The organism is Arthrobacter sp. UYEF20 (genome assembly GCF_040546335.1).
In the GTDB taxonomy this organism is placed as follows: Bacteria; Actinomycetota; Actinomycetes; order Actinomycetales; family Micrococcaceae; genus Arthrobacter.
The window spans coordinates 136,631-159,808 of record NZ_JBEPNP010000004.1; the positions used below are offsets into that span (position 1 = coordinate 136,631).

Consider the following 23,178-nt stretch of genomic DNA (forward strand, 5'->3'; position numbering starts at 1 on the left):
TTCTCGTGGAATAGTCTTCGTTGACGCAGGACGCAACACCAAAAAGGAGACTGCCTCATGGCCCGAGCCACGCCGCTGACGCCTTTGGGCGTCGCCGCGCTCTCCCTGCTGGTCGAGGAGCCCATGCATCCCTATGAGATGTACCAGCTCCTGATGGCCCGGCACGAAGACCGGCTCGTGAAGGTCCGCCCGGGAACGCTCTACCACGCTGTCGGACGGCTGGAAGAGCAGGGGCTGGTCGAGGCCGCGGGCACCGACCGTGAGGGGAACCGTCCCGAACGCACCACCTATGAAATCTCCGGGGCGGGCCGGGAAGCCCTGATCCAAAGGGTCCGGGACATGCTCGCCAAGCCCGTCAACGAGTACCCTTCATTCCCGCTGGCCATCTCGGAGGCGTACAACCTGCCGGCCGGCGTCGTGGTTGAACTGCTCGGCCTGCGTCTGGCGGACCTGCAGGGGCAGTTGAACTTCCTCGCCGCCGCGGAGGAACGGGTCCAGGCCAAAGGCGTCGAGCGCAAGTACTGGATCGACCTGGCGTACCAGCAGACCATGCTGCGCGCCGAGATCGGCTGGATCCGGAACCTCCAGGACCAGCTCGGTGGCGGACAGTTGCCCTGGTAGCCGCCCTCCGCATTCTTATCAACCCACCCATCAGCACTTAAGGAATTCCATGGAAAACGTAGCCAGGCCGTGGCCGGCACTCTGGTCCCTGGTGATCGGCTTCTTCATGATCCTGATCGACACCACCATCGTCTCGGTGGCCAACCCCAAGATCATGGAAGGCCTGAACGCTGACATCAACGCGGTGATCTGGGTGACCAGCGCCTACCTGCTCGCCTACGCCGTGCCGCTGCTCATCACCGGCCGGCTGGGTGACCGCTTCGGCCCGAAAAAGCTCTACCTGACGGGGCTGGTGGTCTTCACGCTGGCCTCGCTCTGGTGCGGCCTGTCCGGCGACGTCCAGACCCTCATCGAGGCCCGGGTGCTCCAGGGCCTCGGCGCAGCGTTGATGACGCCGCAGACCATGGCCGTCATCACCCGGATCTTCCCGCCGGACCGCCGCGGGGCCGCGATGGGCATCTGGGGCGCCACGGCCGGCGTCGCCACCCTGGTGGGACCGATCCTCGGCGGTGTCCTCGTGGACGGACTCGGCTGGGAATGGATCTTCTTCATCAACATCCCCGTGGGCATCGTCGGCTTCATCCTGGCCCTGCGCTACGTACCGGCCCTCAGCACCCACCCGCACAAGTTCGACATCCCCGGCGTGCTGCTCAGCGCCGTCGGGCTCTTCCTGCTGGTCTTCGGGATCCAGGAGGGCGAGACCTACAACTGGGGGACCATCGCCGGACCCATCACGGTCTGGGGGCTCATCATCGCCGGCCTGGTGGTCCTCACGGCCTTCGTGGTGTGGCAACGGTACAACAAGGGTGAACCGCTGCTGCCGCTCTCACTCTTCAAGGACCGCAACTTCTCCCTGGCGAACATCGGCATCACCACCGTCGGTTTCGCGGTGACGTCCTTCACCCTGCCGCTGATCTTCTACTACCAGATCGTCCGCGGCCTGACCCCGACCCAGTCCGCGCTCATGATGGTCCCGATGGCGCTGATCTCGGGCGGCCTCGCCCCCGTCGTGGGCAAGATCATCGACCGGGTCAATCCGAAATACATCACCGCGTCCGGCCTGCTGCTGATGTCCGTGGCGCTGTTCTGGAACGCCTTCCTGATGCACCCGGATACGCCGATCTGGCTGTTCCTGCTGCCCAGCGCCGTGCTCGGCTTCGCCAACGCCGGGATCTGGGCGCCGCTGAGCACCACCGCTACCCGGAACCTGCCGCCCCGGCAGGCGGGAGCCGGCGCCGGCGTCTACAACACCACGCGCCAGATCGGCGCGGTCCTTGGCAGCGCCGCCATCGCGGTGCTGATCCAGGCCCGGCTCGCGGCGGAGCTCCCGGCGGCTCCGGGTGGCTCCGGGGAGGCCAGTCCGATGTCGTTTGGCGGCACCCTGCCGGCGGCTTTGCACGAGGGCTTCTCGACGGCGATGGGCCAGTCCATCCTGCTGCCCGCGGCGGTCATCCTGCTCGGTGCCGCGGTGGCGCTGTTCTTCGCCAAACCGCAGCCGACGCACGGCTGGGGCGGCGGTTCTTCGCCGGCGCAGGCCCCGGCGGCTGAGCAGGCCGAGGCCAGGCGGCGCTGACCCAAGCCGGCATCCGGATCAGCCCAGCAGCACGCTGGTCTGGATGCCGCCGGCGGCAAAGCCCAGGCTCCGGGCGATGGCGAGGGAGCCCTTGTTGCTGACGTCGGAGCGCCATTGGAGCGTCAGGCCGGAGGCGAGCGCCTCGTGGGCGGCGATCGAGGCCGCCAGCGAGCCCAGGCCCCGGCGGCGCCACTCCGGATCCACCAGGACGCGGACGTCGGCGAGGATCCCCTCCCACTCCGTGTACGCCCCGCACGCGACGGGAACGGACCGGCCGCCGTCGTCGCGCATGACCGTGTAGCGGTGCGGCAGCTCGGGCAACCGCACCTCGTTGACGTCGTCCGGCGGGCAGCGGCCCTCCAGCTCCACGGCCTCCGGGTTCCCGTGCGCGACGGTGAGCTCCTCGGCGGGCTGCAGCAGGGGCAATTCGTCCGCGAAAAAGAGTGCTGCCGCGCCCAGGCCGTGGCCGCCATGGGGCCGGGTCAGGGTGAGAAGGGTGACGTGCTGGGCGAGCTCCTCATCGGAAATCCCGACGGCGGCATCCAGCACCCATTGCGGCCCCACCAGGGCGGAGGCGCCGAACAGGCGGACGAAGTCGACCGTGCGGCGGGACCCGTCCGCCCGGGTGAGGCGTTCGCCGGCGGAAGCGGCGAGGGCGGCGTCGTCGAATCCCAGGTGGCGCGCCCACGCGAGATGGATAATGTCAGCGGAACCGGGCTCAAGACTCATGACTCAACCCTACCCACCCGGCGGCAGCACCCTACCCACCGGCGGCAGCACCCGCGGCGCGGCCGCCGGGAGGCCGCCACGAATCCCGCGCAGGCGGACACGGCTCAGCCGAAGAGGACAGCAGCCTCGTCATAACGGTCCTGCGGGACGGTCTTCAGGTTGCCGAGGGCGGCGTCGAAGGCCACGTGGACTATGTCGGTGCCGTTGAGGGACACCATGGTTCCCCAGCGCCCTTCCACTACCGAATCGATGGCAGCCATGCCCAGGCGGGTGGCCAGCACGCGGTCGAACGCCGTCGGGACGCCGCCGCGCTGGATGTGGCCGAGGACGGTCGCGCGGGTCTCGATGCCCGTCATGGCCTCCAGCTCCGGGGCGAGCCGTTCGGCGATGCCGCCCAGGCGGGGCCGGCCGAAGGTGTCCAGGCCGCGTTCGGAGTGCGGGGTCTCCTGGCCGTCCGGGACGAAGCCCTCCGCCACCACCACGAGGGGAGCGCGGCCCCGGTCGTGGGCCGATTGGACCCAGTCCGCGATCTGCTGCATCGAGGCTTTCTGCTCCGGGATCAGGATGACGTGGGCGCCGGACGCCATGCCGGCGTGCAGCGCGATCCAGCCCACGTGGCGGCCCATGACCTCGGCGATCATGCAGCGGTGGTGGGATTCCCCCGTGGTGCGCAGGCGGTCGATCGCCTCGGTGGCGATCTCCACGGCGGTGTCGAAGCCGAAGGTGTAGTCCGTGGCGTCGAGGTCGTTGTCCACCGTCTTGGGGACTCCCACGATCTTCAGCCCGGCATCCGTGAGCCGCTTGGCCGCTGCCAGGGTTCCCTCGCCGCCGATGGCGATGATGGCGTCGATGCCCAGGCGGTCCATGTTGGCCTTGATGACCTCGGGGCCGCCGTTGTTTTCGAAGGGGTTGGTGCGGGAGGTGCCAAGGATGGTCCCGCCCTGCTTGCCGATGCCGCGGACCATGGTCCGGGGGATGTCGATGATGTCGCCTTCGACGACGCCGCGCCAGCCGTCCAGGAATCCCACGAATTCGTGGCCGTGGACGGCGATGCCCTTCAGGACGGCGCCACGGATGACGGCGTTCAGTCCGGGGCAGTCTCCGCCGCTGGTGAGGATTCCAATTTTCATGTCTCTGCTCAAATCCTGGTTCGAAGGTGTACAGGCAGAGCGCCACGCTGAGCTCACCCTAGATTCTACTGGCGGATGTGGGGCAGGACACAAACGGTTACTGCGCCATGCGCAGTCCTGTTCACGGCCGTGCCGCGCCGCTTACGCCGCTTTTGCCCACGATCGCGATCGACTCCGCTGCCTTCACCTCCAGGGACGCCCCGCGAAGCGCCTCAAAACGGGCCGGAAGGCCTAGACTCAAATTCACTTGATCGTGAATGGAATCGAGGCCCCGCACGCCTCCCTGCCCCGCAGCACTGCAGGGCGCGGGAACGGCCGGTTAGGTCGGGTGGGGCCGCCGGCCGGACGGCAGACGAAGCCGGCAGGAGGGAGAAACCGGCATGAGGATCGTTGTTGACCTCACTAAATGCCAGGGGTACGCCCAGTGTGCCTTCCTCGCCCCGGACGTCTTCACGATCCAGGGGGACGAGGCGCTGACGTACGATCCCTACCCGGACGGGGCGCAGCGCACGAGGATCCGGCGGGCCGCCGCTGCGTGTCCGGTCCAGGCCATCGCACTGGACCAGGCGGACGGCGGGCCGGACGAGTCCCTGAATCCGAACCCACGGCCCGGAACGGCTCCCATGATCGAGGACAGCGGGGACACGTTCAAGAGAACCGGACGGATCGTCATCGTTGGAGCGTCATTGACCGGGCTTCGGGCAGCGGAGCGGCTGCGCGAGGAAGGCTTCACCGGCGCGCTGACTTTGGTAGGTGCGGAACCGCACGAACCCTACGACCGGCCGCCGCTGTCCAAACAAGTCCTGGCCGGCACTGTGCCGTTGGAAGACACCTCGCTGCCGCGGCGCCGGGACATTGACGCCACATGGCGGCTGGGCGTGGCGGCAACCGGCCTGGATCTGGCCGCGAAACACCTCCACCTCGCCGACGGCGGCCGGATCGGATTCGACAAGTTGTTGATCGCCACCGGCCTGCGGGCCCGCCCCTGGCCCAACCCTGCAGAGGCGGCCCTGACAGGCGTCCTAACGTTGCGCACCCGGGAGGACGCCGCAACCCTGCGACAGCACCTCGCGCGGCGACCCCGCAGGGTGCTGGTCATCGGCGCCGGGTTCATCGGTTGCGAGGTCGCTTCCGTGTGCCGTGAACTCGACCTGCCGGTCACCGTCGCGGAGGCTGGTCCGGCACCGCTCGTCGCTGCCCTGGGCGGGGTGATCGGAGCAGTCGCCGGGGAGCTGCAGATCGAGAAAGGCGTGGATCTGCGCTGCGGCGTCCGCGTCCTGTCCCTTGAGGGTGACGCCACGGGGCAGCTGCGCCGGGCTGTTCTGTCCGACGGCACGACGCTTGAGGTGGGCGTGGCCGTCGCCGCGCTGGGCGCCATCCGCAATGTCGAATGGCTCGCAGATTCCGGTTTGGCGTGCGGCGTATGGGGCGTCGCGTGCGACGCCGGCTGCCGCGCCTTCGACGCGAACGGCCTGGTCACCGACGACGTCTTCGTCGCCGGCGACATAGCGCGCGCCCCGCAGCCGATGTACGGATATCAATACCTCGCCGTCGAACACTGGGGAAACGCCATCTCCCAGGCCGAGGTCGCGGCACACAACATGGTCAGCCGCGAGACCGAACGGTGGCCGCACCTGGAGGTGCCGAAATTCTGGTCAGTCCAGTTCGGCACCGAAATCAAAAGCGTCGGGGTGCCCTCGGTCGCCGATGAGGTCGCCATCGTCCAGGGATCAGTGGCCACGCGGCGATTCCTGGCCGTCTACGGCTACAAGGGCCGCATCGTGGCGGCGGTCGCCTTCAACCAGAACAAGTGGCTCGACTTCTACGAACCGCTGATCGAGCAAGCCGCACCCTTCCCGCCAGCATTCCACCACATCGACGAATCAGTCCATCCCCAGCCCGTGCCGGCCGGGTTCAAACCCGCGGCCAGCCCCACCCAGGACGCGACCGTCGTCGTGACCGGGCACGATCCCAATGAACGCCGCGCCAGATTGACCAACACCGCCGCCGGTGACACGCCGTCACGCAGGCCCGCAGAAACCGCCCCACAACTAAAGGAGCCTTCACCATGAGCCAGGCCAGTGCCTGGGAGCAGATCCTCGACTACTCCAACAGGGCCAACCCCTACCCCTTCTACGCCGAGCTCCGCAAGACCCCGGTGACACGGCTTCCGGACGGAACGTACGTTGTCAGCGGGTACGCCGAGATCGCCTCGCTGCTGCACGACCCGCGGGTAAGTTCCGACATCACACTCAATCCGGCCGCAGCAGCGGCGGGCGCCACCGGCGACGACGGGGAGGGCCCCGGCATGTCTCCGACCTTCCTGAGCATGGATCCGCCCGACCACGACAAGTTTCGGCGGATCGCCATGCGCCACTTCGGCCCACCCACGACGCCCGGCCGGGTCGCCGGAATGGAACCACGGATGACGGAAATCGCCACCGAACTGATCGATAACATGGCGGGCCGCACCAGGATCGACGTCGTTGATGACCTGGCATATCCGCTGCCCGTCACCGTGATCTGCGAACTTCTCGGCGTACCCCCAGGAGACGAACAGCGCTTCCGGATCTGGATAGACATGGCCCTGCAATCCACCGATCCCGGCCTCGATCCCGAAACGCAGCAAAAGAAGAGAGCCGAAGCCGGGAAGGAACTGCGCTCCTTAATGGAGGATCTGGTCGAGGACCACCGCCAGGCACCGGGCAATGACCTGCTCTCGGCGATGGCAACGGATGACGGCCCGGAAGGCCGCATGTCCGCCGAACAGCTCGTGGGCACCGGCCTTCTCCTGCTCATAGCCGGACACGAAACCACCGTGAACCTCATCGCCAACGGCGCCCTGACACTGCTACGCCACCCGCACGAGCTCCAGAGACTGCGCAACGACCCCGGCCTGGCCATCCCGATGGTTGAGGAACTGCTGCGCTACGAGCCGCCAGTGCATTTCGTTCCCTTCCGCACTGCCCTGGACGATATCGAGATCGCGGGCACAACCATCCCCGCAGGCTCCTCGTTCACCCTGCTCCTGGCCGCAGGCAACCGCGACCCCGCCCATGTCCCCAACCCCGAGCTCTTCATCCCGGACCGGCCCAACAACCAACACCTCGGCTTTGGCGGCGGCATCCACCTCTGCTTCGGCGCGCCCCTGGCCCGGCTCGAAGCCCAGATCGCCCTCACCGAATTTGCGAACAGGCTGGAGAACCCGCGGCTTGTCACCGACCCGCCACCCTACCGGCCGAGCCCCTTCCTGCGCGGACCCTCCCACCTGCAGGTCGACATCGACGGCGTCGCCGAGGCAGCCAAGACGGTCCGCTCCAAAGGGGACATCTAGAGCGCCCGGCACCTCAAGGGAGATCGCCCTGCCGTGTTGCTAAACCTCGTGCATGGATGATGACTGGCGCCCGGCCGTGGACATGGCCCAGGCCATTCGTAGTAGCCCTCTGCGGGGAAGTTTTCCGACGCAGAGGGCCGTGTGCTCCCGTTCTCAGCGGATGGCTTCAGGGCCGGGTTGAGCGCTTCTCGAGGAAGGATTCCAGGACGATTGCGTTCCGCTGGTCCGGAAAGATCAGCCACGCCGCGAGATAGACGACGAAGGCGGGGCCGGGGAGCAAGGCGAAGAGCAGGAACGCGATCCGGACGAACGCCACATCGACATTCAACTTTGCGGCGATCCCGCCGCAGACCCCGCCCAACCAGCGCTGCGGACCACGTTTCAGGCCAAGGCCCCTGACGGTGCTGAAGAATTTATCCATGGTTCAAGACTTCCCTGTCGATGAATCTTTGTCACGTCCGCGGGCTGAGAGCAGCCCGCCGACCACGAGTGCGGCGCCGGCTCCGATCATCAGGCCGATCAGGACATAGGTGCCGTTCAGGGCCACCAGGCCAAGCCGGGAGACGATGATCAGCGCGGCGAGGGCCAGCACGATCAGCCCCCAGACGATGGTCCCGACGCGGGCCCGGGAGCTTCCCGGCTGTTCGGGGCCGCCGGCCTTCAGCGGGGTGGTCGGCCCGTTGCCCGCGGCGCTGCTCGTCGACTTGTCTGCCGGTGATTCATAGCTGCCCATGTCAGTTTCCTTCCTGGATCGTCACGTTGCTCACGGTGCCGGAGATCCTCAGGATCAGCCGCGCGCCGGGCTGGCCCGTGTTGTAGTCGTTTTGCTGGGTGGTCATGCCGCCGTGGCTCCGGCCACCCTCGTTGAGGTTGCCCATGGTCATGTCCGCCTGGATCTGCACGGGCACGGTCTGCGGGATGATCACGGTCACGTTGCTCGCCGTGACGTCGACGGGGACGACGACGTCGGAGCCCAGCGGCGGGTTGAGTGCCAGCCCGGTGAGGTCAACGGTGCCCCTGCCGCCGGTGATCTCGAACCCGCTCCGGGCCTGCTCGATGCTGGCCGGGGACCAGTCGGCGTTCTGGAAGCGGAACCTGTCGCCGTTCGGGACCACGTTGAAGATACCGCCGACGATCAGGGCCACCACGGCGAAGAACCCGAGGATGCCCGAGGTGCGTCCGCGGAGCCCGGCGACGAGGATCCCGAGGCCCAGGACAGCCGCCCCGCTTGCCCACACGACGGCGTTGCCTGAGTCGCCCAGTCCGATCACGTTGGCGGCGTCGAGCGCCTTGAGGCCGCCGCCAACGAGGAGGGCGAGCCCTGCCGTCACCGCCACGGCCGGGGCGCCGGGGCCAAGGTTACGGGGCTTGGCCGGGGGGAGGGCACTCCCGTCGGGGCGGTAACCGCCACCGGGCGGGGGCGTCGGGCCGGACGGCGGGGGTGCGCCCCAGGTCGTGCCGGGCACCGCGGACGGGTCATACCCGGACTGGTCGTAGTTCGGGCGGCCGTAGCCGGGCTGGCCGTATGCCGGGATGGGCTCCGTGCTGCCGTGGGACGTGCGGGCGAAAGCGGCTGTTTTGGCCGTTTGTGCCTGCTGGGCCGCGTTTGGCCAGCCGGCCGGGTCTGCGTGACTTGCCGGGGCGCCGGGATGGGCGCGCGCGGACATGGGCGGGGTTCCGGTCCGGGCCCTATGGCGTCGGGCCAGGTAGTAGATGAGGTAGCCGATGCCGCCCAGCCAGAAGACGGTCCAGATGAAACCGCCGAAGCCGTGGCGGTCCCAGCCCCAGACGCCGCTGCCCAGGCCGGGCAGGCCGATGAGGGTGGTGATCAGTGCGCCGGTCATCCCGCCGCTCCACCGGCCCGCGGCGGCTTCCTGCACATGGATCCGTCCGTCGGGTTCGGGCAGCAGCGCCCAGGCGAGACCGTAAAGGAGCACGCCGACGCCCGCGAAAATGGCCAGGACAATGAAGATGCCGCGGACGATCAGCGGGTCGACGCCGAACCGCTGCGCGATGCCGCTGGCGACGCCACCTACCCAGCGGTCACGTCCGCGGTGGACTCCCTGGCTCCGGACCCAGCCGAAGAAGTTCTGCGGCTGCGCGCCGGCGGGAGGAGGCGTGGCGCCGTAGTACGGCGGAGGCGGGGGAAGGGTGCCGGATCCGGCCGGCTCGCCCGGATACAAGGGCGGGGCCTCCGGAGTCGGACCGCTGCGCGGAACGTCCGGTGTGCTCTGGGCGCCGGCGTCCGCCGGAAAATCCAACGGGATGGTCGGGGAAGTGCCGGCCGGAGTCTCCGCCGGGGTCTCAGAGGCGGCGGAAGAGGCTTCGGAGGGTCCACTGCCCGCCGCGGGGCTGGACGGGTCTTGGCCTTCATCGGGGTGCGGAGTGTGCGGATTCATACTTCGATCCTCCCGTTCGCGGCGGTTCCGCTCTACTGGGGGATACCCTGAACTGTCCCTGAGCCATCCCCGGTTAGGGACCAAAACCGCTCCGGGGAACCCTGATCCGTGCTTGGATTGATGCATGACAACCGCTGTTCCCCGCCCTCCGCTGGTCCGCGGCGGCGACCGGGTGATTGCCGGCGTGTGCGCGGGCCTCGCCAGGCACCTGGGCTGGCCGGTGCGGATGGTCCGGATCGGCATGGTGGTCGCGGCGCTCGCCGGCGGCGCCGGCGTCGCGTTCTACGCCTGGCTCTGGATCATGGTCCCCACGGCGGACGAAAGCGCCAAGCGCACCGCACGCCTTCCGGCGTCGCCCATTGCCCCGGCCGTGAGTGCACCGTTTGTCGACCCCTACCCGGGTGCTTACCCGGGCCCAGCGCCTGCAGGCTACACGGCGCCCCCGGATTTTCCGTCGCAGTCCACGGACCCCACCTTCGCGGGGGACCCTGGGGCGCAGGACGCTCCGGTAACGACCAAGGGCCCGGCCGCTGCGGCCGCTGGGGCTATGGGGCCTTGGCCGAACCGGGTCCGGAGCATGCCGTACGGAAAGGAGATCCTGCTTGGATCCGGCCTGCTGCTGGCTGCTGGGATCCTGATCGCCAGGATGCTCGGATTTGACGTGCCGCTGGGGACCCTTATCCCGGTGGCCGCCATCCTGGGCGGCGCCGCCATCGCCTGGATGCAATTGGATGAGACCCGGCGGGCGGGACTCGTGGACAAGGCCAAGGCCGACCAGGCCGGCGGCTGGGCCCGGCTCGCGGCCGGGCTCGCGCTGGTGGTGGCCGGCGTGCTGGTGATGGTGTCCGGCTCGGGGTCCTGGGAGCAGACCTGGCTAGCGTTGCTGGCCTCCGTGGCGGTGCTCGGCGGCGTGGCGCTGGTGCTGCTCCCCTGGGGGCTGAAGTTCTGGCGCGACCTTGAAGCGGAACGCGCCGGCCGCGTCCGAGCCACGGAACGGGCCGAGATCGCCGCCCACCTGCACGACTCCGTGCTCCAGACCTTGGCGCTGATCCAGCGGCGCGCCGGCAACGAGCACGACGTCGTGCGGCTCGCTCGCGCCCAGGAACGCGAGCTGAGGGGCTGGCTGTACCGGGACCCGGGCAAGGAAGCCGGGCAACTGTCCGAAGGCATCAAGGCGGCCGCGGCGGACGTGGAAGATGCGCTGGGCCACGCCGTCGAAGTCGTGAGTGTGGGGGACTGCGCCATGACTGAACGGCACGAGGCCCTGGTCCAGGCAGCCCGCGAGGCCATGCTGAACGCTGCCCGCCACGGCGGGGGTGCCGTGTCCGTATACCTCGAAGTGACCGACGGCGCCGCGGAAGTCTTTGTGAAGGACCGCGGGCCCGGGTTCGATCCGGATTCGGTCCCCGCGGACCGGCTCGGCGTCCGCGAATCGATCATCGGCCGGATGAACAGGCACGGCGGCACCGCCGCCATCAGCAGCAACCCGGACGGCACCGAGGTCCGGCTGCGGCTGCCACTGCCCGCCAGCACGGCCGCCCCGGCCGCCGCCGACAACGGAGAGGTAAAACTGTGACCAACACAGATACAGGAGGGGCGCCCCGGGCAATCCGTGTCGTCATCGTGGATGACCACGCCATCTTCCGGTCCGGTCTCAAGGCCGACCTGGACCCCGCCATCGTCGTCGCGGGGGAAGCCGGAACGGTCGACGAAGCCATCGCGGTCATCGCCGCGGTGCGCCCCGACGTCGTGCTGCTGGATGTCCATCTGCCCGGCGGTCTCGGCGGCGGCGGCCGGGAGGTGATTGCCGGCTCTGTCCCGCTGCTGGGCAGCACGCGGTTCCTGGCACTGAGTGTTTCCGACGCGGCGGAAGACGTCGTCTCGGTAATCCGGGCGGGCGCGCGCGGCTATGTCACCAAGACCATTTCCGGCGCGGAAATTTCCGACGCCGTCCGCCGGGTCGCCGGGGGCGACGCCGTCTTTTCGCCCCGGCTCGCGGGCTTCGTCCTGGACGCCTTCGGGACCGCACCCGGGGACATCGCCGACGACGAACTGGACCGGCTCTCCGCCCGGGAACTCGAGGTGATGCGGCTGATTGCCCGCGGCTACAGCTACAAGGAAGTCGCCAAGGAGCTGTTCATCTCGATCAAGACGGTCGAAACCCATGTCTCGGCGGTGCTGCGCAAACTCCAGCTCTCCAGCCGGCACGAACTCACCCGATGGGCGGCCGAACGCCGCCTCCTCTGACCCGCCCCGACCCTCCCGCAGATCCTGCTGCCCGGAACCCGACCCTCCCGCAGATCCTGCTGCCCAAAGACAGACGCTCCCTGCCAAACGTGAGGGAGGGTCCGTCCTATACCTGCCAAACGTGAGCGAGCGTCTGTCCTATCCGGGCCAAACGTGAGGGAGCGTCCGTCGTTTTCGGGCGAAACGTGCGGGAGCGTCCGTCGTTTTCGGGCGAAACGTGCGGGAGGGTCCTATTTGGCCTTGCCGAGGAAGCCCTGCAGGCGGGCGACGCCGGTGGCCAGGTCCTCGTCGCCGAGGGCGTAGGAGAGGCGGAGGTAGCCGGAGGGGCCGAACGCCTCGCCCGGAACCACGGCCACCTCCACCTCGTCCAGGATCAGCGCGGCCAGCTCGGCCGACGTCGCGGGCCGGACCGGTCCGTTGCCGGATGGGAACTCCTTGCCCAGCAGGGCGCGGACGTCCGCGTAGACGTAGAACGCACCCTTCGGCGTCGGGCATTCAACGCCCTCAATGGCGTTCAGGCCCGCGACAATTGCCTTGCGGCGGCGGTCGAAGGCGAGTTTCATCTCGTCGACGGCGGTCAGCGGGCCGGAGACCGCCGCGAGGGCCGCAACCTGCGGGATGTTCGAGACGTTGGACGTGGCGTGCGACTGCAGGTTGGTCGCGGCCTTGATGACGTCGGCCGGGCCGATCATCCAGCCCACCCGCCAGCCGGTCATGGCATAGGTCTTGGCCACGCCGTTGAGGATGACCACCTTGTCGCCCAGTTCCGGGACGGCAGTGGCGATCGAGGTGAAGGGCACGCCGTCGTACGTCAGGTGCTCGTAGATCTCGTCGGTGACCACCCACAGGCCCTTGGCGGCCGCCCACTTGCCGATTGCCCTGACCTGCTCCGGCGAGTACACGGCACCGGTGGGGTTGGACGGGGAGACGAAGAGGAGGATCTTGGTGCGGTCCGTGAGCGCGGCGTCCAGCTGCTCCACGGTGACCAGATAGTCCTGTTCCGGGCCCGCGAAGACTTCCACGGGCACGCCGCCGGCAAGACGGATGGCCTCCGGATACGTGGTCCAGAACGGCGTCGGGACAATGACCTCGTCGCCCGGATCCAGCAGGGTGGCGAAGGTGTTGTAGACCGCCTGCTTGCCGCCGTTGGTGACCAGCACCTGGGATGCCTCGGCCTTGTAGCCGGAATCCCGGAAGGTTTTGTCCGCGATGGCCTGCTTCAATTCGGGCAACCCGGCGGCGGGGGAGTAGCGGTGGTACTTCGGCTGGCTGGCGGCCTCGATGGCGGCCTGCACGATGTAGCCGGGGGTCGGGAAGTCCGGTTCGCCGGCGCCGAAGCCGATGACCGGCCGGCCGGCCGCCTTCAACGCCTTCGCCTTGGCATCGACAGCCAATGTGGCGGATTCGGCAATGGCGGAAATGCGCTTTGAAATGCGGGCGGCAGGCATGGCGGGTCCATTCTTCGCTTGCAGCTGGAGGGCTGTTTGTGGGATTCGACGGACTCTACTCTATGCTGATCAGCGGATCGCCCGGGGTGCCGGCGCGGAAATGTGACTGCAGCTGCGTCAGATGTTTTCGCCGACACGCCACGGTGTCCGGAGGTGCCCGGTTCGACGTAGGCGCAGTTGTTGCGTAGACTGGTTCTCCGGTGTTGAAAACACGATGATGGTCTGCGCCTCAGGAACGTCTGGGTAAGCGCAGCCGGATGTGTTTTCGATCCATAGGGTAGTGGCGCAATTGGTAGCGCAGCGGTCTCCAAAACCGCAGGTTGCAGGTTCGAGTCCTGTCTGCCCTGCGCAAGCTGTTCCGGGTGAACCGGAGCAAGCGCAGCAACCATGGTTCAGTTCAGAGCCGGGTATCCGACATTGCGAGGATGAGTGAGGACCAGGTGACCGAAACAGCTGCCAGCAGCTCCAAAGGCCGCCCCGCGAAGAATGCCGCCAGGGCTGGCTTCTTCGCTCGCATTGCGCTCTTCGTCCGCCAGGTCATCGGCGAGCTGAAGAAGGTCGTCGCGCCGACCCGCAAGGAACTGATCAATTACACGCTCGTGGTGCTGGTGTTCGTGGTCATCATGATGCTCATCGTCACCCTGCTGGACCTGGCCTTCGGGACCGGAGTGAGCTGGGTCTTCAGCGGCACGGGCCGCTAACGCGACCGGTCCGCAGACTGCGTGGAATTTCCCGGGTAACGGGAGCGTCCGCGGAGTGTGCGGAATTGAGTCATTTAAATAGGCATGTTAGGCAATGAGGAAGCAGGAGACCAAGTGTCTGAGCAGGAGCTCCAGGTAACCAAGACTGAGCTGGATAAGAGCCAGGACGCCGCGGTGGAAGCCGGGGAAGAGTCCGAGGCTGTGTCTGCTGCGCCCGAATCCGACGTCGCCGACGAGGCTGTAGCCGTTGAAGCCGCAGACGAGGAGTCTGTCGAAGCAGAAGTCGAAGCAGAAGCCGACCAAGCAGACGAGTCCGGCGAGGTAGCAACCGGCGAAGAAGCAGTCGAGTCCGGCGAGGCAGAGACTGGCGAAGAAGCAGACGAATCCGGCGACCTTCTGGTTGCCGCCGCTGCTGCCGCCGAGGTGGACCCGGCCGATGAGTTCAAGGCCAAGCTGCGCCGCCAGGAGGGTGACTGGTTTGTCATCCACTCCTACGCCGGCTACGAAAACCGCGTCAAGGCAAACCTTGAGACCCGCATCCAGACGCTGGACATGGAAGATTACATCTTCGAAATCCAGGTTCCGATGGAGGAAGTCGTTGAGATCAAGAACGCTCAGCGCAAGGTCATCAACCGCGTCCGCATCCCCGGCTACGTCCTGGTCCGCATGGACCTGACGGATGCCTCCTGGGGCGCCGTCCGCCACACGCCCGGTGTCACCGGTTTCGTGGGCAACGCCCACAACCCGGTTCCGCTGCGCCTCGACGAGGTCTTCTCCATGCTCGCCCCGGTCTTCGAAGAAGAGCAGGCCGAGAAGGGCAAGCCCGTCAAGCACGCCGCCGCGCACGTCGACGTCGACTTCGAGGTTGGCGAGTCGGTCATCGTCAAGGAGGGCCCCTTCGAGACCCTTCCCGCCACGATCTCCGAGATCAAGGTGGATTCCCAGACCCTCGTGGTGCTGGTCTCCATCTTCGAACGCGAGACCCCGGTCACCCTGGCGTTCAACCAGGTCAGCAAGATCTAGCTTTCCGCAAAGAATTCGCCCCGGGCTGCCCGCTTAGCAGCCACGGGGCGGCCGGCCGCCTCGCCATGGCGGCCACCAACCTGAGGCACGCTCCTGTGTCCCAGGACGTATTTGAGAGAAGGACCTACATTGGCTCCCAAGAAGAAGGTCACCGGCCTCATCAAGCTGCAGATCCAGGCAGGTGCCGCTAACCCGGCCCCGCCGATCGGTCCTGCGCTTGGCCAGCACGGTGTCAACATCATGGAATTCTGCAAGGCGTACAACGCTGCGACGGAATCCCAGCGCGGCAACGTAATCCCAGTGGAAATCACGGTCTACGAGGACCGTTCATTCACGTTCATCACCAAGACCCCGCCGGCTGCGGAGCTCATCAAGAAGGCTGCAGGCGTTGCCAAGGGTTCACCGACCCCGCACACCGTCAAGGTTGCCAAGCTGACGCAGGCCCAGGTCAACGAGATCGCCACCACCAAGATGGAAGACCTCAACGCCACGAGCCTGGAAGGCGCCGCGAAGATCATCGCCGGCACCGCCCGTTCCATGGGTATCACCGTCGAGGGTTAATTCCCCACCGCTGATGCGCCGGGTTCGGGAAACCGATCACGACGCCGGTCAGCACCGCCGGGCAACCGGCACCACCTAATCATTGAAATGTTGGAGACCCGGCACGGCTAGACCAGCCGGAGTCCCGACTGTGGCAGGGCCCAGCGCGGTCCGCAGACCACAACTGCACAAGGAGAATAAGCAGCATGGCAAAGCGCAGCAAAGCATATGAGGCAGCCGCAGCCAAGATCGACGCGGAGAAGTTCTACGCGCCGTTCGAGGCAGTGACGCTGGCCAAGGACACCAACCCGTCCAAGTTCGACGCCACCGTTGAGGTTGCTTTCCGCCTGGGCGTCGACCCTCGCAAGGCCGACCAGATGGTCCGCGGCACCGTTATCCTGCCGCACGGCACCGGTAAGGTTGCCCGCGTCCTCGTCTTCGCAACGGGCGACAAGGCCGAGGCAGCAATCGCAGCCGGCGCCGACTTCGTTGGTTCCGATGACCTGATCGAAAAGATCGCAGCCGGCTGGACCGACTTCGACGCTGCCGTCGCCACCCCTGACCTCATGGGCAAGGTTGGCCGCCTCGGTAAGGTCCTGGGTCCTCGTAACCTGATGCCGAACCCGAAGACCGGCACCGTGACCGCTGACGTCGCCAAGGCCGTCAACGACATCAAGGGCGGCAAGATCGACTTCCGCGTCGACAAGCACTCGAACCTGCACTTCATCATCGGCAAGGTTTCGTTCGACGCCATGAAGCTGGCCGAGAACTACGCAGCCGCTCTGGAAGAGGTCCTTCGCCTCAAGCCGTCCGCTTCCAAGGGACGCTACATCCAGAAGGCCACCGTCGCCACCACGTTTGGTCCGGGCATCTCGGTTGACCCCAACGTCACCAAGGTCCTGACCGAGGTCTAAGCCTCACCTGCCCTACAGTAAGCAGCAGAAAAGACCGTCCCGCATCCGCGGGGCGGTCTTTCTTGCATTCAGGGAGCCGGTTAGGCTGGCCCGGTGACGACAGCGCCGTACCTCATCGAACCCCTCGTCCTCCCCGCCGCCGTCGAGTCCGCCGATGCCGCCGACTTCCTGGAAGTCGGGGAACTGTGCGATGCCCTGACGCTCGGAACCTGGCGCAACCTCGACCGGTCAGCCACGCCAGCGGCCCGGCTGCATGGCTGGCGGGACAACACCTACCGGCACATCCGCCTCTTCTTCGTGCGCCAGGGAGGGCGGGTGGTGGGCAGCTCGTGGATCAGGTGCGAAGTCCAGGAGAACCTTCGCTGCGCCCTCGTGCACGTCCAGGTGCTTAATGAATTCACCGGCCGGGGGATCGGCAGGACCCTGCTCCGGCACGCAGAGGAACTGGCCCTCGCGGAGGGACGCACTATCCTGCAGAGCTTTACGGAGCACCCCGCCGATTTCGACGTCGACGGGCCGGCCGTGCTGAGGCCCGCCACCGGATCCGGAGCGCTGCCCGCTGAGGCGCGGGGCGTCCGCTTTGCGGTGAAGGCCGGCTACCGCCTGGAGCAGGTGGAGCGTTTTAGTGCCTTGGACGTGCCGAAACATGCCGCCACCTGGGATGCCCTGGAGCGGGAGGCGCTAACCAGGGCGGGGGACGAGTATGAGCTGGAGTCCTGGACAGACCGCTGCCCGGACGATCGTGCCGAGCAGTTGGCCGTGCTGATGTCCAAGATGAGCACGGACGCGCCCATCGGAGAGCTCAGCTATGACCCGGAGCGGTGGGACGTGGCTCGGGTCCGTCACGTCGAAGACACCTGGAAGCGGGCCGGCCTGACCACCCTCGTGGCGGCCGCGAGGCACCGCGGCAGCGGGGAACTGGCCGCGTACTCGGTACTGCAGCTCTCGCCGTTGAAACCGTGGCTGGCCGATCAGGACGACACCCTGGTGGCAGCCAGCCACCGCGGGCACCGGCTGGGCCTTCTGGTCAAGATCCTTAACCTGCGCCGGCTCCGGTCCGAGTACCCGGGAGTGGAACGCGTGATCACGTTTAACGCCGAGGAAAACGACCACATGCTGGCGATCAATATCGCGCTCGGCTTCCGGCCCGCGGGGTACGACGGCGAATGGCAGCGGGTTGCCCCGGCTGCCGGCCCGGACGGCGGCGGCGGCCCCCGCGGGTGACGCCGGTCCGAGGCGCAGGAAGCAACCCATGGAACGGCGGACCAAACCGGCATATGCTGGCGGTTGAAGCCCGGGCTGAGCCGGGCTTCCGGCATCCGTAGTGGATGGCAGAACGGCTGGGATGATGTCCTCTATGGCAAACGATGTGCGGATTGAGCAGCTGTGGATCCCGGACTCCGTGGACGGGCCGGACGCCGCCGACTTCCTGGCCGCCATCGAAGTGGGCCGCAAGGTGCGCATGCAGACCTGGGGGAGCGACGACCTCGCGTATGCCCCGCAGGAAAAGCTCCTCGAGATGGCGGACCCCTATGAACGCCAGGTGATCCTCGTGGCCAGGATCGGCGGCGAGATCGTCGGGACCGTCGACATCGCGCTGCCGCTTGCGGACAACCTCGACATCGCCGAATTCACCCTCGACATCCTGCCGGAGTTCCAGGGCCAGGGTGTGGGCCGGCAACTGCTCGAGGCCGCGGAACACTTCGCCCGCGACGAGGGCCGGCACACCATCCTGATCGACACCAACCATCCGGGCGCGTCCCTGGGCGACAGCGAGGCCGGGCAGCTGGTGCCCGGCAGCGGCCTCGGCTTCGTTCCGCTGGGCAGCCGCGAGGTGGAGTTTGCCCGGCACACCGGCTACACCCTGCAGCACATCGAACAGTTCAGTTCCTGCGCCCTCCCGCTGGACAGCAAGCTCGTCGCCGAGCTTGAGGCCGAGGCCGGGGAAGCCAACGGGGACCGCTACTGCCTGCACCACTGGACGGACCGGTGCCCGGACCAGTGGCTTGAAGCCGTGGCGGCGCTGGAAAACCGGGCGGGCGAGGACGGGGTGCCTGGCGCCGAAGCTGAAGACATGGTGTTCGACGGCGGCATCCTCCGCGAGGCCGAAGAAGTCGCCATCGCGCAGGGCCGCCGGACGGTGGTCACCGCCGTCGAACACATCGCCAGCGGCGAGCTCGTTGGCCTGACCACCATCAGCGTCCTCGGGCTGCGCCCCGACGTCGTGTTCCAGGATGACACGGTGGTCCTCCAGGAGCACCGCGGGAATAAGCTCGGCCTGCTGATCAAGGTTGCCAACATGGAGCGGCTCACCGAACAGTTCCCGGACGCCAGGGTCCTCTACACCTGGAACGCCCCGGAAAACCGGTACCTGCTCAAGGTCAACCAGCAGCTCGGCTTCACCACTGCGGGCGTGACCGGGATCTGGCAAAAAGAACTGCCAGACTTCGGGCCAAGCGTCAGCTGAACACCGGGCGGCTGAACCTGTTATGCCACGATTTGGAGCAGACGCAGCGCGTCCCGTAAGCTTGGAGGACCAAAGACCGTCGGTTGTTGGAAATCCACTCTCCCAAGCAAGACTCACTTCTGCAGTCGCGCCGGGGAGAGCCAGTGGATCTCCAGACGAAGGACCCTGAACATAGGGCGGCCGGCGCAGGTGAACGAAGCAAAGCTCCGCAGTCATTGACCGCGTCGAGACAAGCCCCGTGCATCTGCGCGGGGCGTTTTTTCGTTTTAGCTCTGTTGAGCGGGGACCGGGAAACACCGGCACTATCCCCGGAAGGAGGGTTATGGCAACGCCTAGCAAGGTTTCAGCAGTCGCTGAGATCACTAACGATTTCAAGGAATCGAACGCCGCTGTCCTGACCGAATACCGCGGGCTCACCGTTGCACAGCTCAAGCAGCTGCGTGTCTCTCTCGGCCAGGACACCAAGTTCTCGGTCGTCAAGAACACCCTGACCGCCATTGCAGCCAAGGAAGCTGGTGTTGAAGCTTTCAACGACCAGCTCGCCGGCCCCACTGCAATCGCGTTCATCAAGGGTGACGCAGTTGCCGCTGCCAAGAGCCTGACGGATTTTGCCAAGACCAACAAGCAGCTGGTTATCAAGACCGGTTACTTCGAGGGCAAGGCACTGAACGCCAGCGAAGTCGCTGCCCTGGCAGCACTCGAGTCCCGCGAGCTGCAGCTCGCCAAGGTTGCAGGCATCATCAAGGCTCCTGCTGCCGCGGCTGTCCGCATCATCGACGCCCTGCGCCTCAAGCTTGAAGAAGAGAACGGCGCACCGGCAGAAGCCGAGGCGCCTGCCGCTGAAGAAGCCCCGGCGGACGCTGAAGCTCCCGCAGCAGAGGCCGAAGCTCCGGCTGACGCCGCAGCCCCCGAAGAGAACTAACTCTCTTTCACATCAGACTCCGGTGTGAAGGCGTGCCCCAGGCCGCCGAACACCACTATAGGAAGGACGCCACACCATGGCGAAGCTCACCAACGAAGAGCTCATTGAAGCTTTCAAGGAACTGACCATCATCGAGCTCTCTGAGTTCGTAAAGCTCTTCGAAGAGACCTTTGAAGTTACCGCCGCTGCCGTTGCCGTTGCTGGCCCCGCCGCCGGTGCTGCTGCAGAAGAAGAAGAGCAGACCGCATTCGACGTCATCCTGGAACACCCGGGCGACAAGAAGATTGCAGTCATCAAGGAAGTTCGCGCCATTACTTCCCTGGGCCTCAAGGAAGCCAAGGACCTGGTTGACAGCGCCCCCAAGGCTATTGTCGAAGGCGTCACCAAGGAAGCTGCCGAGAAGGCTGTTGCACAGCTCGAAGAAGCTGGCGCTCGCGTTACCCTCAAGTAACACGCTGCTCCGGGAGCGGGCCGGAAACGACCCGTTCCCAGTCTGCTCCGGGAAACCCCGTCCACTCCGGTGGGCGGGGTTTCCTGCGTGTACGCCCAGAAAAGCGGGTCACTTCCGGCCCATCCCGGCGGCGGTTTCAAGGTCCTCGGCCAGCCCCCACGCGAAGACTGGGCGGTGACCTCCCGGGGAAGTGGCCCGATGCGCCCAGCGGAGCCCCTGCACGCGCCCCCGGATCAGGACATGCCCCGCGCCCAGGCCGGCCGATGGGCAAATTCCGGTAATGCCCTGTCCCGGGCGCGAAGACTGGGCATGTCCTCCCGGGGAAGTGGCCCGGCGCCGCCAGCGGAGCCACTGCACGTGCCCCCGGATCAGGACATGCCCCGCGCCGGGGTCGGCCGATGGGCATATTCCGGTAATGCCCTGTCCCGGGCGCGAAGACTGGGCATGTCCTCCCGGGCCCGAAGACTGGGCCTCAACCCCGACAAATTAACGATAATGACGGACTAGTTAGGCTCGGAGATGTCCGCGACGACGGCGCCGAGGGCCGCCGTCAGGGCGTCGGCGTCGACGAAGGCGCTGTAGCCGTGCTCCCCGGCACCCATCGAAATGCGCCGGCCCGTGATGGTCCGGTCGGCGTACACAGGCCACGCTGCAGTGCTGCCGAGCGGCGTGATGGTGCCGCGCTCGTAGCCCGTGGCCGCCAGGGCCACCTCCGCCGTCGGCAGCGACAACTTGTTGACGCCCACCAAGGCCCGGAGCTTGGGCCAGGAAATCTGCCGGTCGCCGGGAATCAGGGCGAACAGGAAGCTGCCGTCCTTGTGTTTGACGACGAGCGATTTTACGATGTCCGCCGGCCGGATCCCCAGAATCTGCGCCGCCTCCTCGAGGCTGTTTGCAGCGAGGCGCTCGACCACCCGGACCTCAAGCCCGCGCGCCGCGGCGTCGGCGAGGAAGCGCTCCCGGCCCGCATCGCCGTCGGCCGCGCCCGCACCACCGTCGGACCGGCCCGCACCGCCGTCGGACGCGCCGGCACCGCCGTCGGACGCGCCAGCACCGCCGTCGGACGCGCCGGCACCGCCGTCGGACCCGAGTTCGACGGCGCCGGCCGGCTCCTTGTCCGTCATGGCCGGCTCAGTCGCGGTAGAGCAGGAGGGCTTCGCCCTGGCCGCCGCCGCCGCACAGCGAAACGGCAGCCTTGCCGCTGCCCCGGCGCTTCAGTTCGTGCGCCGCGTGCAGGGCGAGCCGGGCACCGGAGGCGCCGATCGGGTGTCCCAGCGCGATGGCGCCGCCGTGGATGTTGCACTTCTCCAGCGGGTAGTCCAGGTCCTTGAGTGACTGGACCGCCACGGAGCCGAACGCCTCGTTGATCTCGATGAAGTCCAGGTCCGCGGTGGACCAGCCGGCCTTGTCCAGTGCGCTCCTGATTGCAGTGGAGGGCTGGGAGTGCAGCGAGTTGTCGGGCCCGGCCACCTGTCCGGGCTTGCCCACCACGGCAAGGTACTCCAGCCCGTTGTCCTCGGCGAATCTCCGCGACGAGAGCACCAGGGCAGCGGCACCGTCGGAGAGGGGAGAAGAGTTGCCCGCGGTGATCGTTCCGTCCGTGACGAACGCAGCGCGCAGGCCCGCGAGGGACTGGGCGGTGGTGTCAGGGCGGATGCCCTCGTCCTTGGCCACGACCACCGGATCGCCCTTGCGCTGCTTGACGCTGATCGGCGCAATCTCGCCGTCAAACAGCCCGTCCTTCGCTGCCCTGGCAGCGCGTTGGTGCGAGCTGGCCGCGACCTCGTCCTGGGAGGCACGGTCGATGCCGAGCGTGAGGTTCTTGCTCTCCGTCGACAAACCCATGGATTGGCCGTCAAAGGCATCGGTCAGGCCGTCGTGGGCGGCGACGTCCAGCGCCTGGACAGTGCCGTAGGTCCAGCCCTGCCGGGAACCCGGCAGGATGTGCGGGGCCCGGGTCATGGACTCCTGGCCGCCGGCGACGACGACGGTGGCGTCGCCGCTGCGGATCATCCGGGCCGCGTCAATCACCGCGGTGAGACCCGAAAGGCAGACCTTGTTGATGGTGACGGTGGGGACGTTCCAGCCGATGCCGGCCGCGATGGCGCTCTGGCGGGCAGGATTCTGGCCTGCTCCGGCCTGGAGTACCTGGCCCATGACCACGGCGTCCACCTGGTCGGCCTTCACCCCGCTGGCCGCCAGGGCTGACCGGATGGCATGGGCGCCGAGCTCTACGGCCGTGAAGCTCGCCAGCTGGCCGTTGAGACGGCCCTGGGGCGTGCGGGCGGCGGCAAGGATGACAACATCATTGTTGTCCGCGGAGTTGCTCATTGTTTTCTCTTCCGATCATTAACGATGTATGCCTAGGTTATCGTGAGCCCCGTCACCGATCCATGCCCGGCCCTGAGCCTGCCCGGCATTGGCCGGGCGGCGCGGGCAGGCGCGGTGCCGGCAGGCGCGGCCCGTGCCGGTGCGGAGCAGGTGCGGGCGGGGCCGGTGCTTGCAATCGGAACGGAAGTGGGGTAGACAAGTAGGTTGCTTTGCCGTATCGTAGATATTTGCGTCTTCCCTGTTTACCTTCAGCCTTCATATAGCGGTGGGCTTAGCCTGGCAGCTGCTCCATCAATGTGCCGTCTACCACGTGCACCACCATGGACAGCGCGGGTCCCGGGTCATATA

General features: G+C 67.3%; 22 protein-coding genes and 1 tRNA gene. 15 read left to right on the top strand and 8 right to left on the bottom strand.

Features of this window, described 5'->3' with window-relative positions; translation table 11 throughout:
* Positions 1 to 57 precede the first annotated feature (57 nt).
* Together ABIB26_RS06455 and ABIB26_RS06460 are read left to right on the top strand one after the other, a co-directional pair.
* A complete protein-coding gene (locus ABIB26_RS06455; RefSeq protein ID WP_354240676.1) occupies positions 58 to 621 on the top strand; it encodes a PadR family transcriptional regulator in 564 nt (187 codons plus the stop codon).
* 49 nt (positions 622 to 670) lie between these two features.
* Positions 671 to 2,194 (top strand): DHA2 family efflux MFS transporter permease subunit, encoded by a 1,524-nt coding sequence (locus ABIB26_RS06460; RefSeq protein ID WP_354240678.1) that lies wholly within the window; start codon positions 671 to 673, stop codon positions 2,192 to 2,194.
* Positions 2,195 to 2,212: 18 nt separating this feature from the next.
* On the opposite strand, the gene ABIB26_RS06465 is transcribed toward ABIB26_RS06460, so the two are convergent.
* Together ABIB26_RS06465 and ABIB26_RS06470 are read right to left on the bottom strand one after the other, a co-directional pair.
* Positions 2,213 to 2,923 carry a GNAT family N-acetyltransferase gene (locus tag ABIB26_RS06465; protein ID WP_354240680.1) on the bottom strand — a complete coding sequence of 237 codons (711 nt, stop codon included), beginning with the start codon at positions 2,921 to 2,923 and terminating at the stop codon, positions 2,213 to 2,215.
* A 104-nt stretch (positions 2,924 to 3,027) separates the two neighbouring features.
* A complete protein-coding gene (locus ABIB26_RS06470; protein ID WP_354240682.1) occupies positions 3,028 to 4,053 on the bottom strand; it encodes a 6-phosphofructokinase in 1,026 nt (341 codons plus the stop codon).
* Positions 4,054 to 4,433: 380 nt separating this feature from the next.
* Here ABIB26_RS06470 and ABIB26_RS06475 point away from each other — a divergent pair, with 380 nt between their 5' ends.
* Both ABIB26_RS06475 and ABIB26_RS06480 read left to right on the top strand, forming a co-directional pair.
* A complete protein-coding gene (locus ABIB26_RS06475) occupies positions 4,434 to 6,125 on the top strand; it encodes an FAD-dependent oxidoreductase (RefSeq protein WP_354240684.1) in 1,692 nt (563 codons plus the stop codon).
* A complete protein-coding gene (locus ABIB26_RS06480) occupies positions 6,122 to 7,387 on the top strand; it encodes a cytochrome P450 (protein ID WP_354240686.1) in 1,266 nt (421 codons plus the stop codon). The genes ABIB26_RS06475 and ABIB26_RS06480 overlap by 4 nt, the downstream gene beginning before the upstream one ends.
* A gap of 166 nt (positions 7,388 to 7,553) precedes the next feature.
* On the opposite strand, the gene ABIB26_RS06485 is transcribed toward ABIB26_RS06480, so the two are convergent.
* From ABIB26_RS06485 to ABIB26_RS06495, 3 genes are read right to left on the bottom strand one after another with little or no spacing between them, the layout of a single operon-like run.
* Positions 7,554 to 7,808 carry a PspC domain-containing protein gene (locus ABIB26_RS06485; RefSeq protein WP_354240688.1) on the bottom strand — a complete coding sequence of 85 codons (255 nt, stop codon included), beginning with the start codon at positions 7,806 to 7,808 and terminating at the stop codon, positions 7,554 to 7,556.
* Positions 7,809 to 7,811: 3 nt separating this feature from the next.
* A complete protein-coding gene (locus ABIB26_RS06490) occupies positions 7,812 to 8,120 on the bottom strand; it encodes a hypothetical protein (protein WP_354240690.1) in 309 nt (102 codons plus the stop codon).
* 1 nt (position 8,121) lies between these two features.
* Positions 8,122 to 9,786, bottom strand: a complete 1,665-nt coding sequence (locus tag ABIB26_RS06495; RefSeq protein ID WP_354240692.1) for a PspC domain-containing protein — start codon at positions 9,784 to 9,786, stop codon at positions 8,122 to 8,124.
* A 124-nt stretch (positions 9,787 to 9,910) separates the two neighbouring features.
* Between ABIB26_RS06495 and ABIB26_RS06500 the strand changes: the two genes are divergently transcribed.
* Both ABIB26_RS06500 and ABIB26_RS06505 read left to right on the top strand, forming a co-directional pair.
* Positions 9,911 to 11,362 (top strand): PspC domain-containing protein, encoded by a 1,452-nt coding sequence (locus ABIB26_RS06500; RefSeq protein WP_354240694.1) that lies wholly within the window; start codon positions 9,911 to 9,913, stop codon positions 11,360 to 11,362.
* Complete coding sequence (locus tag ABIB26_RS06505; RefSeq protein ID WP_354240696.1) at positions 11,359 to 12,033, top strand: LuxR C-terminal-related transcriptional regulator; 675 nt, start codon at positions 11,359 to 11,361, stop codon at positions 12,031 to 12,033. Before ABIB26_RS06500 ends, ABIB26_RS06505 begins: the two co-directional genes overlap by 4 nt.
* Positions 12,034 to 12,263: 230 nt before the next feature.
* Here ABIB26_RS06505 and ABIB26_RS06510 read toward each other — a convergent pair whose 3' ends face one another.
* The gene (locus tag ABIB26_RS06510) at positions 12,264 to 13,481 is read right to left on the bottom strand and encodes a pyridoxal phosphate-dependent aminotransferase (protein WP_354240698.1); all 1,218 of its coding nucleotides are present in this window, start codon (positions 13,479 to 13,481) and stop codon (positions 12,264 to 12,266) included.
* A 274-nt stretch (positions 13,482 to 13,755) separates the two neighbouring features.
* Here ABIB26_RS06510 and ABIB26_RS06515 point away from each other — a divergent pair.
* From ABIB26_RS06515 to rplL, 9 genes are all read left to right on the top strand, one after another.
* Positions 13,756 to 13,828 (top strand) — tRNA-Trp (locus tag ABIB26_RS06515).
* 78 nt (positions 13,829 to 13,906) lie between these two features.
* Positions 13,907 to 14,182 (top strand): preprotein translocase subunit SecE, encoded by a 276-nt coding sequence (gene secE / locus ABIB26_RS06520; protein ID WP_354240700.1) that lies wholly within the window; start codon positions 13,907 to 13,909, stop codon positions 14,180 to 14,182.
* A 114-nt stretch (positions 14,183 to 14,296) separates the two neighbouring features.
* Entirely contained in the window at positions 14,297 to 15,205 is a 909-nt protein-coding gene (gene nusG / locus ABIB26_RS06525) for a transcription termination/antitermination protein NusG (protein WP_354240702.1), read from the top strand.
* 129 nt (positions 15,206 to 15,334) lie between these two features.
* Positions 15,335 to 15,766 carry a 50S ribosomal protein L11 gene (gene rplK, locus ABIB26_RS06530; RefSeq protein WP_248759567.1) on the top strand — a complete coding sequence of 144 codons (432 nt, stop codon included), beginning with the start codon at positions 15,335 to 15,337 and terminating at the stop codon, positions 15,764 to 15,766.
* A 185-nt stretch (positions 15,767 to 15,951) separates the two neighbouring features.
* Positions 15,952 to 16,659 carry a 50S ribosomal protein L1 gene (rplA, locus tag ABIB26_RS06535; protein WP_354240704.1) on the top strand — a complete coding sequence of 236 codons (708 nt, stop codon included), beginning with the start codon at positions 15,952 to 15,954 and terminating at the stop codon, positions 16,657 to 16,659.
* Between the two features lie 93 nt (positions 16,660 to 16,752).
* Positions 16,753 to 17,883 carry a GNAT family N-acetyltransferase gene (locus ABIB26_RS06540; protein ID WP_354240706.1) on the top strand — a complete coding sequence of 377 codons (1,131 nt, stop codon included), beginning with the start codon at positions 16,753 to 16,755 and terminating at the stop codon, positions 17,881 to 17,883.
* Between the two features lie 133 nt (positions 17,884 to 18,016).
* Entirely contained in the window at positions 18,017 to 19,126 is a 1,110-nt protein-coding gene (locus ABIB26_RS06545; RefSeq protein ID WP_354240708.1) for a GNAT family N-acetyltransferase, read from the top strand.
* A 322-nt stretch (positions 19,127 to 19,448) separates the two neighbouring features.
* Positions 19,449 to 20,048 (top strand): 50S ribosomal protein L10, encoded by a 600-nt coding sequence (rplJ, locus tag ABIB26_RS06550; protein WP_354240710.1) that lies wholly within the window; start codon positions 19,449 to 19,451, stop codon positions 20,046 to 20,048.
* Between the two features lie 76 nt (positions 20,049 to 20,124).
* Complete coding sequence (gene rplL / locus ABIB26_RS06555; RefSeq protein ID WP_354240712.1) at positions 20,125 to 20,499, top strand: 50S ribosomal protein L7/L12; 375 nt, start codon at positions 20,125 to 20,127, stop codon at positions 20,497 to 20,499.
* Between the two features lie 503 nt (positions 20,500 to 21,002).
* Here rplL and ABIB26_RS06560 read toward each other — a convergent pair.
* Both ABIB26_RS06560 and ABIB26_RS06565 read right to left on the bottom strand, forming a co-directional pair.
* Positions 21,003 to 21,623 (bottom strand): aminoacyl-tRNA deacylase, encoded by a 621-nt coding sequence (locus tag ABIB26_RS06560; RefSeq protein ID WP_354240714.1) that lies wholly within the window; start codon positions 21,621 to 21,623, stop codon positions 21,003 to 21,005.
* A gap of 7 nt (positions 21,624 to 21,630) precedes the next feature.
* Positions 21,631 to 22,830 (bottom strand): acetyl-CoA C-acetyltransferase, encoded by a 1,200-nt coding sequence (locus tag ABIB26_RS06565; protein ID WP_354240716.1) that lies wholly within the window; start codon positions 22,828 to 22,830, stop codon positions 21,631 to 21,633.
* Positions 22,831 to 23,178 lie beyond the last annotated feature (348 nt).

Excerpts from the sequence above, each read along its gene's own strand:
- ABIB26_RS06455 (WP_354240676.1), top strand. The coding sequence starts at position 58 with ATGGCCCGAGCCACGCCGCTGACGCCTTTGGGCGTCGCCGCGCTCTCC.
- ABIB26_RS06460 (WP_354240678.1), top strand. The coding sequence starts at position 671 with ATGGAAAACGTAGCCAGGCCGTGGCCGGCACTCTGGTCCCTGGTGATC.
- ABIB26_RS06465 (WP_354240680.1), bottom strand. The coding sequence starts at position 2,923 with ATGAGTCTTGAGCCCGGTTCCGCTGACATTATCCATCTCGCGTGGGCG.
- ABIB26_RS06470 (WP_354240682.1), bottom strand. The coding sequence starts at position 4,053 with ATGAAAATTGGAATCCTCACCAGCGGCGGAGACTGCCCCGGACTGAAC.
- ABIB26_RS06475 (WP_354240684.1), top strand. The coding sequence starts at position 4,434 with ATGAGGATCGTTGTTGACCTCACTAAATGCCAGGGGTACGCCCAGTGT.
- ABIB26_RS06480 (WP_354240686.1), top strand. The coding sequence starts at position 6,122 with ATGAGCCAGGCCAGTGCCTGGGAGCAGATCCTCGACTACTCCAACAGG.
- ABIB26_RS06485 (WP_354240688.1), bottom strand. The coding sequence starts at position 7,808 with ATGGATAAATTCTTCAGCACCGTCAGGGGCCTTGGCCTGAAACGTGGT.
- ABIB26_RS06490 (WP_354240690.1), bottom strand. The coding sequence starts at position 8,120 with ATGGGCAGCTATGAATCACCGGCAGACAAGTCGACGAGCAGCGCCGCG.
- ABIB26_RS06495 (WP_354240692.1), bottom strand. The coding sequence starts at position 9,786 with ATGAATCCGCACACTCCGCACCCCGATGAAGGCCAAGACCCGTCCAGC.
- ABIB26_RS06500 (WP_354240694.1), top strand. The coding sequence starts at position 9,911 with ATGACAACCGCTGTTCCCCGCCCTCCGCTGGTCCGCGGCGGCGACCGG.
- ABIB26_RS06510 (WP_354240698.1), bottom strand. The coding sequence starts at position 13,481 with ATGCCTGCCGCCCGCATTTCAAAGCGCATTTCCGCCATTGCCGAATCC.
- secE (WP_354240700.1), top strand. The coding sequence starts at position 13,907 with ATGAGTGAGGACCAGGTGACCGAAACAGCTGCCAGCAGCTCCAAAGGC.
- rplA (WP_354240704.1), top strand. The coding sequence starts at position 15,952 with ATGGCAAAGCGCAGCAAAGCATATGAGGCAGCCGCAGCCAAGATCGAC.
- ABIB26_RS06545 (WP_354240708.1), top strand. The coding sequence starts at position 18,017 with ATGGCAAACGATGTGCGGATTGAGCAGCTGTGGATCCCGGACTCCGTG.
- rplJ (WP_354240710.1), top strand. The coding sequence starts at position 19,449 with ATGGCAACGCCTAGCAAGGTTTCAGCAGTCGCTGAGATCACTAACGAT.
- rplL (WP_354240712.1), top strand. The coding sequence starts at position 20,125 with ATGGCGAAGCTCACCAACGAAGAGCTCATTGAAGCTTTCAAGGAACTG.
- ABIB26_RS06560 (WP_354240714.1), bottom strand. The coding sequence starts at position 21,623 with ATGACGGACAAGGAGCCGGCCGGCGCCGTCGAACTCGGGTCCGACGGC.
- ABIB26_RS06565 (WP_354240716.1), bottom strand. The coding sequence starts at position 22,830 with ATGAGCAACTCCGCGGACAACAATGATGTTGTCATCCTTGCCGCCGCC.